The organism is Massilia sp. Root418 (assembly GCF_001425265.1).
Classification (GTDB): Bacteria; Pseudomonadota; Gammaproteobacteria; order Burkholderiales; family Burkholderiaceae_D; genus Rugamonas.
The window spans coordinates 959,402-972,342 of the sequence record NZ_LMEC01000001.1; the positions used below are offsets into that span (position 1 = coordinate 959,402).

Below are 12,941 nucleotides of genomic sequence, written 5' to 3' on the forward strand. Positions count from 1 at the left end.
GAAATTCAGCTCATCGACGCCACCAGGGCGTCGTAATACTTCGGCTCGCGCGTGGAATACAGCTTGAACCAGGCGTCCACCGTCTCGGGCCGGAACAGGCCCAGCATCTTCATCACTTCGTACGAAAATTCCAGCGGCGCCAGGCCGGACGCGGTGATCAGGTTGCCGTCGCGCACCGCAGGCGCTTCCACGTAGCGCTGTTCGCCGGTATAGCCGGGACAGACGGTCTTCAGGTAGCCCTTGTCGTTGCTGGTGTGCTGCCTGTCGTCCAACGCGCCCGCTTGTGCCAGGCCGATGGTGGCGCCGCAGATGGCCGCCACCCGGTAGCCCTGCACCACCATGTCCTTGGCGAAGGCCAGCAGTGCCGCTGCCTCCGGCGTCTGCCACAGGTCCGAGCCCGGCAGAAGCAGCAGGTCGTCGGCCTGCATCCGCACCGCATCGAAGGTGACGTCGGGCGTGATGGCGATGCCGCCCATGGTGGCGATAGGCTCGGGCGTCAGGCCCACCTTCACGATCTCGCATGGCGCGGCCGGGTCGGCCATCATGCGCTTGCTGTGCAGCTCCGCCGTCAGGTAGGCGATCTCCCAATCGGCCAGGGTATTCATCACAACCAGATAGATCTTCATCGCAGTCTCCGCAATTCAGGAAAGTCGAAGACACATCTTATTGTCAATCTGGCCGATATGCTAACGTTTTTTGAGGCTTACTTCGCTTTTGCCAGCTCGCTCACCAGCACGAACACTTCGTGGCGGATGGCCGGCCTGGCGGCCTGGAATTCCTTGTCGGCCTTGACGTAGGCCGGCTTGGCCAGTTCGGCCTTTTCGGCCGGCGTGGGCTTGGGCGCGTCGTCATACATGCTGGGACCGCCGTTATAGGCCTTCTGCAGCACCTTCTGGCCGTAGCTGGACTGGTAGAAACGCGCCATTTCCACGGCCGTCTCTGCCGACACCAGCTTGGCCACCGGCGCGGCCAGGCGCTGGTAGACCTCGGCGGCCGGCACTTTGTCCAGCTTGGCCATGAAAGCCTGGCGCTGCTGTTCGTTGGCGAAGCGGCTGCCGCCGGCCACGGTGCGGGTCAGTTTTTCGGCCTGCATGGCGGCCAGCAGGTCGTACGCGGCCTTCACCTGCATGGCGCTGGGCGCGGCGGTGTTTGCGGCGGCGGGAGCGGGGGCGGCCGGAGCGGCGGCCAGCGCCAGGGTGGAGATGCCTATCAGGCCGGCGGCGGCCAGCAGTTTCACTGAAATCACGCTGTTCCTCAAAATAGTTTGGTTGGCAGCATCCTACCTCAGCACTTGCTGTTTTGCCTACACCATTGCGCGCGCCAGGATGGCGTCGGCCCGCGCCATCGCTTCCGGCGCAATGAGGGCGCGCACGCCGTCGAAATCCGGCCCGCGCGTGGCGTCGACGCCCATGCGCGACGTGGTGCCGATGCCGGAAGCGGACGGATCGAGCGCGCTGCCCGGCAGGCCGTCGATCACCAGCACGTCCCGGTGCGGCTGCACGTGCGTGGCCATGGCCCACAGCACCTCCTCGTCGCGCGTCACGTCCACGTCCTCGTCCACCGCCACCACGGTTTTCAGGTAGGGGTCCCAGCCCAGCAGGCCGAGCATGATCTGGCGCGCTTCGCCGGGCCGCATCTGCTTCACCGCCACGTAGGCGTGGAAATGGGTGCCCGAACTCGGGTAATGCACGGCGGTAACGCTCGGGAAGCGCTCGCGCAGCTTCTCCACCATTTCGGATTCGCGCGGGATGCGGCCCAGGTTCAGGTGCTCGGCCGAATTGCCGCCCACGACATCGACCAGGATGGCGTCGCGCCGCCGCAGCACCGACTCCACGCGCAGCAGATTGTTGGTGGAGCGGTCGGAGGAATAGCCGCTGAATTCCCCGAACGGGCCTTCCGGCACCTGCGCATCGGGATCGATCACGCCCTCCAGCACGAATTCTGCGCAGGCCGGAACCGCCAGCCCGTACTTCGGCGTGCGCACCACGTCCAGCGGCGCGCCCAGCAGGCCGCCTGCCACATGGCGCTCGTCCACGCCGAACGGCAGGCGCGCGGCGCCGGCCAGCATGAACAGCGGATGGGCACCGATCACCATGGCCACCGGCAGCGGCTGGCCGCGCTCGCGCGCGATCTGAAGCAGCCGCCACAGGTGGCCGCGCGAATGCAGGCTGGTGGCGATCTCCGTCGGCGAATGCAGCGTGGAGCGGTGGAAGCTCAGGTTGCCCACGCCGGTGTCCGGATGCTCGGCAAGCAGGATGGCGTTGGTGATGTAGGGCCCGCGGTCGGTGGCGAAATGCTGGATGATGGGCAGCGTGCGCAGGTCCACCCTGTCCTGGCCCACGCCGTGCCGGACCACGCTGTCGAGCACCGGGCCGCGCTCCACCAGGCGCGGCGCCACCAGCTTGTGGCTGCGCGCCTGGTATTCGGCATGGATGCCGGCAGCGGCGACACCCAGCATGCGCCCCACGCGTTCGCGCGAGGCGAAGATGTTCGTCACCAGCCGGGTGTCCAGGCCGCGCACGCTTTCGCAGACCAGCAGCGGATGGCGGTTCTGCGCGGCCAGCCGCCACACCAGCGCGGCGGCGTCCTGCCCGTCTTCGAGCGCTTCACGCACAGTGAACACGTCTTCCGGATACTGTTCGCGGTACCGGCGCAGGAATTGATGGAAGTCTTGCGGGATCATGTCTGTCTTCTTTCGGTTGATGCGGCGGCGCGCCCTGGCCTGCGCGCGCCGCCGCTGGTTGCCGCCTGCGCCGGCCTACTTCACGCCGGCGTAGGTGTCGGTCAGGCGCAGCTGCGCTTCCTCCAGGGTGCGCGGCGGCGGCGTGGTCTTGATGCCGCAAAGACGGGCGATGTTGTTGCCCATGTAGTCTTCCAGACCGTCCTCGTCCAGCCCCATGCCGTGCGGCGGCTGCGAGCACAGGACTTCCAGCTCGCGCAGCCACATGCCCGGCTCATTCGGCGGCGTATCCGTGCCGAACACGATCTTGTTGCGCGGGAGCTGCTTGGCGAACTCCACGATGCGCGACTGGAAGCACCAGCCGGACTCGCACACCACGTTGGGCGTGTCCATCGCCATCCAGAACGCCTCGAAGGAGTAGTTGCCGCCGGTCTGGATGCCGAAGTGGCCGATGATGAAGTTCACCATCGGGAACTCGCGGATGATGGGGTAGAACATCGTCGGTATCGTGTAAGGCCCGTCGCCGGTGTGGATCAGCACCACCACGTTGTACTTGGCGCACATCTTCATGGCGGGACGCAGCCAGTCCAGCGCGCGGTCCGGGCGGTAACCGTGCATATTGGCGTGCAGCTTGAGCATCTTGAAGCCGTACTCCTTCACGTGATACTCCAGTTCCAGCGCGCCCTCCTCCGGGCCCCAGCGCGGGTTGAAGGTGAAGTTGCCGATGAAGCGGTCCGGATATTTGTGGCACAGCTCAGCGATATAGGTCATATAGTCGCGGATGCCTTCGCGGCCACGGCGGTTGCCGTCGCGGTAGCCGGTGTTGCCCGGCGGCGGCTGGATGAAGCCCATGTCGATGCGGCGCGGCTTCCCGTTGATCATGTAGGGGCCGTCCATCATCTTGAGCATGCGTTCGCCGTTGAACGGCTCGCCGGTGTGGCGCCACGCTTCGTCTACCAGGTTGGTCGGGTGCAGATGGGTATCGATAATCATGTGGGGCTCCGGTTAGCGGTCGTTAATACGGTTCAGGCCCAAGCGCGCTTCGGCTTCGGCCACGGTGCGCGGCGGCGGGCTGGTTTCCAGGCCCACCATGCGGGCCACGTTGTTGCCCAGGTAGTCTTCCAGCGTGTCTTCGTCGAGGTTCAGGCCCTGTGGCGGCTCGAAGCACAGCACTTCCAGCAGCCGCAGCCACATGCCCGGTTCGTTCGGCGGGGTGTCCGAGCCGTACAGGATCTTGTGCTTGGGCAGGACCTTGGAAAACTCGACGATGCGCGACTGCAGGCACCAGCCGGATTCGCAGTACACGTTGGGCATGTCCATGGCCAGCTGGAAGGGCTCGAAGCAGTACACGCCGCCGGTCTGCACGCCGAAGTGCGCCATGATGAAGTTCACGGTCGGGAACTCCTTCATCATCGGCACCCATTCGGTGGGGATGCTGTACGGGCCGTCGCCGGTGTGCAGCTTGACCAGCACGCCCAGCTCGGCGCACTTGGCCAGCGCGGGACGCAGCCAGTCCAGCGCGCGGTCGGGACGGTAGGCGTGCATATTGGCCTGGAACTGCACCATCTTGAAACCGTATTCGGTCACGTAACGCTCGATGGCGTCCACGCCGTTCTGCACGCCGCAGCGCGGGTTGTAGACGAAGCAGCCGATCAGGCGGTCCGGGTACTTGCGCACCATCTCCAGCGTGTAGGCCATGTAGGCGTCGATGGATTCGGTGCCGCTCTTCTCGCCATCGGTGTAGGTGTAGATGGTATTGCCTTGCGGCGGCTGGATAAAGGCCTTGTCGATACGGCGCGGCTTGCCGTTCACCATATACGGTCCGTCCATCATCTGGATCAGGCGTTCGCCGGTGAATGGGTCGCCATCGTGGCGCCAGGCCAGGTCGACCAGGTTGGTCGGGTAGCAGCTGGTGTCGATGATCATGGGGTTTTCTCCTCACAATACTTCAGGTTGGGATAGCGCACTAGCCGTGCGCCTCGCTTATCTGGAGGACTGTCAGGGGCGCGTTTGCGAAGGACAAATGGCCACTGACGGGTACTCCGCCAGCAGGCAATCTCCCACTGGGCCCCGCGCCGGCATTGCACCGCTGCGAAATCCAGTTGAACGCTTCTACCCACTTACTAAAACTATTTATACCGTTATTCGCTTTCCGCTGTCAACGGATTTCTGTACGTATCAAACCTGTTGCATCAGGCGCTGCACGTCCGCGCTGGCTTCGGCGCGCAGCGCCGCCATGTCCACGCCCGGGATCGCATCGTCCTCCACCAGCACGCGGCCGCCGGCCAGCAGCCACTTCAGGCGCGGCCTGCCCGCCGCCACCACCGGGCCGATGGCCATGTCGTGCAAACCGAAATAGCGGGGCGAGTCGAGATCGTACACGGCCAGGTCGGCGGCTTGCCCCACCTGCAGCGTCCCCACGCCGTCGAAGCCCAGCACGCGCGCCCCGCCTTCGCTGGCCCAGTTCACCACCTGCTCCACCGAGACGCTGTCGGCACCGGCCTCACCGTCGCCGTCCGGCCTGGGCCGGGTGGCCGCCCCGGCGTGGGCGCGGTGCATCAGCCAGCAGAAGTGCACCTCGCTCAGCATGTCGGCCGCCTCGTTCGACGCCGCACCGTCCACGCCGATGGACACGGCCCCGCCCAGGCGGTGCAGGTCCGGCGCGCGCGCCACGCCGTCCGCCAGGCGGGCGTTGCTCTGCGGGCAGTGCGCCATGCCGGTGCCCGAATGGGCCAGCAGACGCAGTTCGGCGTCGGTCAGGTGCGTAAGGTGAGCCAGCGAAACGTCCGGTCCCAGCCACTCATGCTCGGCCAGGAATTCGATCGGCAGGCAGCCGAATTCCGCCCGGCAGTGTTCCATGAAACTCACCGTCTCGGACATATGGGTGTGCAGCGGCACGTTCATGGCGCGCGCCGCGCGCGCCACTTCGCGCAACTCGCCGCGCGCCACCGACACGGTGGCCGTGGTGGGCGCCAGCGCCACCCGGGTGCGCGGCCTGGGTCCGCCCTGGTGGTAGCGGCTGGCGAGGCGCTGCACGTCGGCCAGCATGCCGTCCAGCGTTTCCGGCTCGACGTAGGTGCTGCGGTCGGCCTCCAGCTTGCGCGTGACGGTGCCGCCGCCGCGCTGCAGCATGAAGCGCACGCCCAGCTTGTCGGCCTCCTCGAACAGCGCGGCAGACGCGTCGTAGCCCATGTTCGGATAATAGATGTAGTGGTGGTCGGCGATGGTGGTGCAGCCGGACAGCATCAGCTCCACGATACCGATGCGCGCGGCCAGCCGCAGCCTGTCTTCGTTGAAGGCGCGCCGGTAGATGAAGGGCACCGCCTGCAGCCAGGGGCTGAGCGTGAGGTTGATGCCGGCCGGGACGCCCTTCAGCAGCGACTGGAACAGGTGGTGGTGGGTGTTCACCCAGCCCGGATAGATCACGCAGTCGCGCGCGTTCAGCACGCGCTCCCCGGGCAAGGGCCGCAGCCCCTTGCCCATCTGCGTGATCACGCCGTCGGCGATGCGCACGTCGCTGGCGGTGCTGCGCGCCGCGTCGCCGCGCGCGCCGGTGAGGATGCTGTGCGCGTCCTTGATGAGAATCAGATTGGTCATGGGTGCATTCCTATTTGGGCGGCGTGCCGTCCACGCCGTTGACCAGGAAGTTCATCTTGTCCAGCTCGGCCGCGCCGAGCACCTGGCCCGCCGCCACCCGCTGCTTGCCCGCCTGGTCGAAAATGGGGCCGGCGAAGGGATGCAGCCGGCCCTCCGCGATCTCCTTCTCGGTGGCGGCGAACTTGTCGCGCACCTCGGGCGGCACGGCGGCGTTCAGGGGCGCCATCCTGATCACGCCTTCCTTGAGGCCGCCCACGGTCTGCCCGGACTTCCAGCGCCCGGCCAGCACATCCTCGATCACCTTGCCGTAGTAGCCGGTCCAGGTCTGCACCACCGACGTCAGGTTGGTCTTGGGGCCGAAGCGCGACATGTCCGAGTAGTAGCCCACGGTGGGGATGCCCTTCTCCTCGCCCGCCGTGACCACCGCCACCGAGGATGTGTCGTAGGTGAGCAGGTCCACGCCCAGCGTCGCCAGGGTGTTGGCCGCCTCGCGCTCCTTGCCGGGGTCGTACCATGCGTTCACCCATATCAGCTTGACCTGCGCGTTCGGATTCACGCTGCGCATGCCCAGCGTGAAAGCGTTCAGTCCCTGCAGCACTTCGGGGATGGGGAAGGCGCTGACATAGCCGGCCAGCCCCTTCTTGCTGACATGCCCGGCCAGCACGCCCTCCAGGTAGCGGCCCTCGTAGTAGCGCGCATTGTAGGCGCCCACGTTGGGCGCCGTCTTGTAGCCGGTGCCGTTCATGAAAATCACCTTTGGCGCCTGGCGGGCCACCTTGATGGTCGGCTCCATGAAGCCGAACGAGGGCGTGAAAATCAGCTTGCAGCCTTCCTGCACGAAGTTGCGGATCACGCGCTCCGCATCCGGCCCCTCGGCCACGTTCTCCACGTACTTGGTGGTGATCCTGTCGGCCATGCTGCTGGCCAGCGCGCGGCGCGCCAGTTCGTGCTGGTAGGTCCATCCGCTCTCGCCGATGGGGTTGGAGTACAGGAAGCAGGTCTTCAAGGGCTCGGCGCCCTGGGCCGGCAGCGACAGGCCTGCCAGCAGTACCGGCACCGCAGCGCTGGACCGGTTAAGTTTGTACGGCATGATGCGTCTCCTTTAGTATTGTTCAGGCGTCCGGCCGGAATGGCTGCCCCAGCGAAGCGGGCGAATGCAGCCTGATGGTGTGCGCGTTGCGTGAAATCAGTACCAGTACGGCGATGGTGGCGAGGTAAGGCAGCGAGGACATGAGCTGGGGCGCCAGGTCCAGCCGCATGCCGGAGCCCTGCACGAACAGCTGCGAGATCATCACGCCGCCGAACAGGTAGGCGCCGAGCACCACGCGCATGGGCCGCCAAGTGGCGAACACCACCAGCGCCAGGGCGATCCAGCCGCGTCCCGCCACCATGCCCTCGGCCCACAGCGGCGTGTAGAACACCGACATGAAAGCACCGCCCATGCCGGCCATGGCGCCGCCGAAGGCCACCGCCGCATAGCGCAGCGCGACCACGCGATAACCCACCGCGTGCGCCGACGACGGCGACTCGCCCACCGCCCGCAGCACCAGCCCCCAGCGGCTGCGGTACAGGAAGTACAGCACCGCCGCCACAACCAGCCAGGACAGGTAGACCATGAGCTGATGGCTGAACAGCGCCGGGCCGATCAGCGGTATGCCGGACAGCAGCGGGATGGGCAGCGGCGCGATCATCGGCAGCGGCGTGGACTCGAAGGGCTTGCCGATGAAGGCTGCCAGGCCGACGCCGAACAGCGCCAGCGCGAGGCCGGACGCCACCTGGTTGGCCATCATCGTCAGCGTGAGGAAGCCGAAGGCCAGCGCCATCAGGCAGGCGGCGGCCATGCCGGCAAGCACGGCCAGCGCCGGACTGCCGCCGGAGAACGCCACCGCGAAGGCGGTGACCGCGCCGATGGACATCATGCCTTCCGCGCCCAGATTGAGCACGCCGGCCTTCTCCGTTACCAGTTCGCCCATGGCGGTCAGGATCAGCGGCGTGCCGGAGATGATGGTGGCGGCAAGCATGGAAGCGATCAGGTTGTTTTCCATAGCAGTTTCCCCAGGCTGGCGTTGCGGTCGATACGGAGGCGGTAGCCGATGAACAGGTCCGCCCCGAGCAGGAAGAACAACAGCATCCCCTGGAACACCTTGGAGATGGACGAAGGCAGGTTGATGAACTGCTGCGCCTGTTCGCCGCCCAGGAACAGCAGCGCCATCAACAGGCTGGCAAAGCAAATGCCCACCGGGTGCAGCCGGCCCACGAAGGCCACGATGATGGCGGCGAAGCCGTAGCCGCTCGAGATGGATTCGGTGAGCTGGCCCATGGGGCCCGCCACCTCCGCCACACCGGCCAGGCCGGCCATGCCCCCGCCGGCCAGCATGCCGATCCAGATGGCGCGGCTGGCCGAGTAGCCCGCATAGCGCGCCGCCGCATCGGCCTCGCCGGCCACCTGCATCTGGTAGCCGTAGAAGCTGCGCTCCAGGAAGACGTAGCCCACCGCCAGCGCGCTCAGGGCCATGAGGAAGGCGGCGTTCAGGCGCGTGCCTTCGACAAGGATGGGCAGCAGCGCGCCGTCCGCGAACATGCGGGTTTGCGGAAAATTGAAGCCCTCCGGATTCTTCCACGGGCCGTGCACCAGCCAGGACGCGGCAAACTGCGCGATGTAGACCATCATCAGCGTGACGAGGATTTCGTTGGCGCGCCAGCGGGTGCGCAACAGCGCCGGCACCGCAGCCCACATGGCGCCGCCGATCGCGCCGGCGGCCAGCATCAGGACCCAGGTCCGGGGGCCGCCTTCGCCAGCCTGCAAGGCCACGCCGGTAGCGGCGACTGCGCCCATGATGAACTGGCCCTCGGCGCCGATGTTCCATACATTGGCGCGGTAGCCCACGGCCAGGCCGATCCCGATCAGCATCAGCGGGGTCGCCTTGAGCAGCAGTTCGGTGAGCGCGTAGGTGTCGCGCAACGGGTTCAGGAAGAACACCTTGAAGCCGGTGAACGGGTCCTTGCCCAGGGCGGCGAACAGCAACAGGCTCGCCAGCAGTGTGAGCGCCACCGCAGCCAGCGGCGACAGGTAGCGCATGCGGGCCGACGCGGTGGGCCGCGCTTCGAGTTTAAGCAGCATGGATGCGCTCCTTCCCGGCCGGCCGCGCCGAGTTTGCCCCTTGCGTCGCATGTGCTCCGTGTGCTCCGTGTGCTCCGTGCACCCTGTGCGACCACGGCGACAGCTCGCCAGGCAACGCATCGTCTGCCATCGCGTCGCCAGCCACAGCACCGCGCGCCATCAATTCGCCGGGCAATGAACCGCCCGGGACGGCACCCGCATGGGCCGCATGGGATGCGCCATCCACATCCGCATCGGCATCCGCATCAACGGCGGCAGCGGCGGCAGCGTCGGCGCTGGCTTCGGCCCATACGCCGCTCATGCGCATGCCCACCTCCTGCACGGTGGTATCCCGCACCGGCGTGGCCGGCGACAGGCGTCCGCCAGCGATAACGGCAATGCGGTCGGCGATTTCAAAGAGTTCGTCCAGTTCCTCCGAAATCACCAGCACCGCCGTCCCTGCGCTGCGCAAGTCCAGCAGCGCCTGGCGGATGAAGGCTGCCGCGCCCACGTCAACGCCCCAGGTGGGCTGCGCGACAATCAGCAGCTTGGGACACTGCATGATTTCCCGTCCCACGATGAACTTCTGCAAATTCCCGCCCGACAGCGAGCGCGCCTGCGCGTCCGGACCGCCGCATTTCACGTTGTACTTCTCGATGCAGTTTTCCGCCAGCTTGCGCATGGCGTCGAACCGTATCAGCCCGTACTTCAGCAGGCCGCTGCCATACGCGGTAAGCAGGCCGTTTCGCGCCAGCGACATGCGCGGCACAGCGCCCCGTCCCAGCCGCTCCTCAGGCACGAAGCACAGGCCGAGCGCGCGCCGCCGCCCAGGCGGCAGGCGCCCGGCCGCAATGCCGCAGATGCGGATTGCCTGCGCGTCCTTCAGCGGCGCCTCGCCGGACAGCGCATACAGCAGCTCCTGCTGGCCATTGCCGGACACCCCCGCAATACCGACGATTTCACCCGCCCTCACCTCCAGCGCGATGTCTTTCAGCTGCACGCCGAACGGATCGAGCGCATCCTGCGACAGCGCGCGCACACTCAGGCGCACCTCGCCGTCCTCGGTGGCAGAGCCGCGCGCACATTTCGGCAGCTCCTTGCCTATCATCAGGCGCGCCAGGGACGCCAGCGACTCCTGCGCCGGCACGCAGCCGCCGCTGACCTTGCCGGCCCTGAGCACCGTGGCGCGGTGGCACAGCTCCTTGATTTCGTCGAGCTTGTGGCTGATGTACAGAATGCTGCAGCCCTCTGCCGCCAGCTGGCGCAAGGTGGTGAACAGCGTGCGCACTGCCTGCGGCGTGAGCACCGAGGTCGGCTCGTCCATGATGAGCAGCTTGGGATTCTGCAGCAGGCAGCGGATGATCTCCACCCGCTGCCGCTCGCCGACCGACAAGCCGTGCGCCAGGCGGCAAGGATCGACCGGCAGGCCGTAGCGCTGTGATACGGCGCGGATGCGGCTCGCCAGGTCGCCCAGGTCCGGCTTGCCCGGCAAGGAAAGGGCCACGTTTTCCACCACCGTCAGCGTTTCGAACAGCGAGAAGTGCTGGAACACCATGCCGATGCCCAGGCTGCGCGCGTGGGCCGGGCTGGCCACGCGCACCGCTTCGCCCTCCCAATGCATCTCGCCGGAGGTGGGCTGGGTCACGCCGTAAATGATCTTCATCAGCGTGGATTTTCCTGCGCCGTTCTCGCCCAGCACCGCGTGGATTTCGCCCGGCATGACGCGCAGGTCCACACCGTCGTTGGCCACCACGGAGGGATAGACCTTGCTGATACCGCGCAGCGCGAGGCGCGGTGTGTTGTTGATAGCGCTCATGTCAGGCCTCCTGCAACTGAGGCAGCGCCAGGCACCAGTCCAGCCCCGATTTCAGCGTATCGCGGTCCAGGTTGCGGCCGATGAATACCAGCTTGCTCAGGTGCGGCTCGCCATAGGGCCAGGCGTCGGCCGGGCGCAGGTCGAGCACGCGGTGCACGCCCTGGAGCACATAGCGGCGCCCATCGCCCGCAATGGCGAGGATGCCCTTCAGGCGGAACAAATCGTCGCCTTGCGCAGCCAGCAGCTGCACCAGCCAGCTATCCAGCTGGGCCTTGTCAAAGGGGGCGGAGAACGTCAGAGACACCGATTCCACCGACGGGTCATGCGCGTGGCCGCGTGCGTCGCCGACGTTTTCGGGCAGCCCGCACACGCCTTCGGGTACGCCTTCGCCGGCGTCTTCGTGGCCGCAATGGTCGCCGCATACATGGCCGTCCTCGTCATGGCCACGGTGCTCGTCGAGGAAGTGCGGATCGATCAGCGCTGCGCCGGAATCGAAGCCGCCGATACCGAGTATCAGGTTCAGGTCCACCTGCGCGTGGCTGGAGCGCAATACCTGCGCGCCCTGGTTGATGCGGCGCATCCGCAGTTCCAGCGCAGGCAAAGCGTGCGCCCCCACCAGGTCGGTCTTGTTGATGATGATGCGGTCGGCCGCCACGATCTGGTCCACCGCCTGGTTGTCGACGCCCTCCAGTTCCGGGTCGTCCAGGTGGCGCTCGATGTGCAGCGCATCGACCAGCGTCACCACGCCGTCCAGCCGCAGCCGGTGCGCCACGTCGTTGTCCATGAAGAAGGTCGCCGCCACCGGGGTAGGATCGGCCAGCCCGCTGGTTTCCACGATGATGTGGTCGAACTGTTCCGGCCGCGCCAGCAGCGCCTGCAGGATGCGCACCAGGTCCTTGCGCACGTCCACCACGCAGCAGATGCAGCCATTCGTCATCTGGAAGATCTCCTCGTCCGAGGCCAGCACCAGATCCGAATCCACATCCACCTCACCGAACTCGTTCTCGATGACGGCGATGCGCATACCGTGCTTCTCCGTCAGGATATAGTTCAACAGCGTGGTCTTGCCCGAGCCGAGAAAGCCCGTCAGTATCGTCACCGGGATCAAGCCTGCCGCGCCGGTGCTATGCATCATATTATTGTGATTCATATTGTCTCCGAGTTGTTATGCAGTGATACCCTGCCAGCGCTGCACCATCCCTTCGTGCGGTACGCCAAACAGATCCAGCGTGCGGCCCACGGTATGGGCCACAATGTCTTCTATCGATACCGGACGGTTGTAGAACGCGGGCACCGGGGGACAGATGATGCCGCCCAGTTCCGTCACCGCCGTCATGTTGCGCAGGTGCGCCAGGTTGAGCGGCGTTTCGCGCGCCAGCAGCACCAGCCTGCGGCGCTCCTTCAGCATCACGTCCGCCGCCCGCGTCACCAAGTTGTCCGCCAGGCCGTGGGCCACGGCGGCCAGGGTGCGCATTGAGCACGGCGCGATCACCATGCCCTCGCACAGGAAGGAGCCGCTGGCGATGCTGGCGCCGATGTCCTTTACGCTGTGCACCACGTCCGCCAGCGCCTCGATGCGCGCCTTGCCCATGTCCAGCTCGTGCATGGCCGTGAGCGCACCGGATGCGGACAGGACCAGATGGCTCTCCCATTCGTCCAGCCGCGCCAGAGCCTCCAGCATGCGCACGCCGTAAATGGCGCCGCTGGCGCCGGTGATGGCGATGACCAGGCGCTTTTTCATGGCCGCC

Annotated in this window: 12 protein-coding genes; all 12 read right to left on the reverse strand. The window is 66.6% G+C overall.

The window, feature by feature from the left end; genetic code table 11:
- Positions 1–5: 5 nt before the first annotated feature.
- A complete protein-coding gene (locus ASC94_RS03960) occupies positions 6–626 on the reverse strand; it encodes a type 1 glutamine amidotransferase family protein (protein ID WP_056390991.1) in 621 nt (206 codons plus the stop codon).
- 77 nt (positions 627–703) lie between these two features.
- Positions 704–1,246, reverse strand: a complete 543-nt coding sequence (locus ASC94_RS03965; RefSeq protein ID WP_056390994.1) for a hypothetical protein — start codon at positions 1,244–1,246, stop codon at positions 704–706.
- Positions 1,247–1,303: 57 nt separating this feature from the next.
- Positions 1,304–2,683, reverse strand: a complete 1,380-nt coding sequence (locus tag ASC94_RS03970) for a UbiD family decarboxylase (protein ID WP_056390997.1) — start codon at positions 2,681–2,683, stop codon at positions 1,304–1,306.
- 75 nt (positions 2,684–2,758) lie between these two features.
- Positions 2,759–3,673 (reverse strand): amidohydrolase family protein, encoded by a 915-nt coding sequence (locus ASC94_RS03975; RefSeq protein WP_056391000.1) that lies wholly within the window; start codon positions 3,671–3,673, stop codon positions 2,759–2,761.
- Positions 3,674–3,685: 12 nt separating this feature from the next.
- The gene (locus tag ASC94_RS03980; protein WP_056391003.1) at positions 3,686–4,606 is read right to left on the reverse strand and encodes an amidohydrolase family protein; all 921 of its coding nucleotides are present in this window, start codon (positions 4,604–4,606) and stop codon (positions 3,686–3,688) included.
- Positions 4,607–4,858: 252 nt separating this feature from the next.
- Positions 4,859–6,277 carry an amidohydrolase family protein gene (locus ASC94_RS03985; protein WP_056391006.1) on the reverse strand — a complete coding sequence of 473 codons (1,419 nt, stop codon included), beginning with the start codon at positions 6,275–6,277 and terminating at the stop codon, positions 4,859–4,861.
- 10 nt (positions 6,278–6,287) lie between these two features.
- Complete coding sequence (locus ASC94_RS03990; protein WP_056391008.1) at positions 6,288–7,367, reverse strand: BMP family ABC transporter substrate-binding protein; 1,080 nt, start codon at positions 7,365–7,367, stop codon at positions 6,288–6,290.
- A gap of 22 nt (positions 7,368–7,389) precedes the next feature.
- Positions 7,390–8,322: an ABC transporter permease gene (locus tag ASC94_RS03995; RefSeq protein WP_056391011.1), complete on the reverse strand. Its 933-nt coding sequence runs from the start codon at positions 8,320–8,322 to the stop codon at positions 7,390–7,392.
- Entirely contained in the window at positions 8,307–9,395 is a 1,089-nt protein-coding gene (locus ASC94_RS04000; protein WP_056392123.1) for an ABC transporter permease, read from the reverse strand. The genes ASC94_RS03995 and ASC94_RS04000 overlap by 16 nt, the downstream gene beginning before the upstream one ends.
- On the reverse strand, positions 9,388–11,193 hold the full coding sequence (locus tag ASC94_RS04005) for an ABC transporter ATP-binding protein (RefSeq protein ID WP_229417155.1): 1,806 nt from the start codon (positions 11,191–11,193) through the stop codon (positions 9,388–9,390). Before ASC94_RS04005 ends, ASC94_RS04000 begins: the two co-directional genes overlap by 8 nt.
- Before the next feature lies 1 nt (position 11,194).
- Positions 11,195–12,343, reverse strand: a complete 1,149-nt coding sequence (locus tag ASC94_RS04010) for a GTP-binding protein (protein WP_056391014.1) — start codon at positions 12,341–12,343, stop codon at positions 11,195–11,197.
- A gap of 15 nt (positions 12,344–12,358) precedes the next feature.
- Positions 12,359–12,934, reverse strand: coding sequence for a UbiX family flavin prenyltransferase (locus tag ASC94_RS04015; protein ID WP_056391017.1), 576 nt, complete (start codon positions 12,932–12,934; stop codon positions 12,359–12,361).
- Between the last annotated feature and the right edge of the window lie 7 nt (positions 12,935–12,941).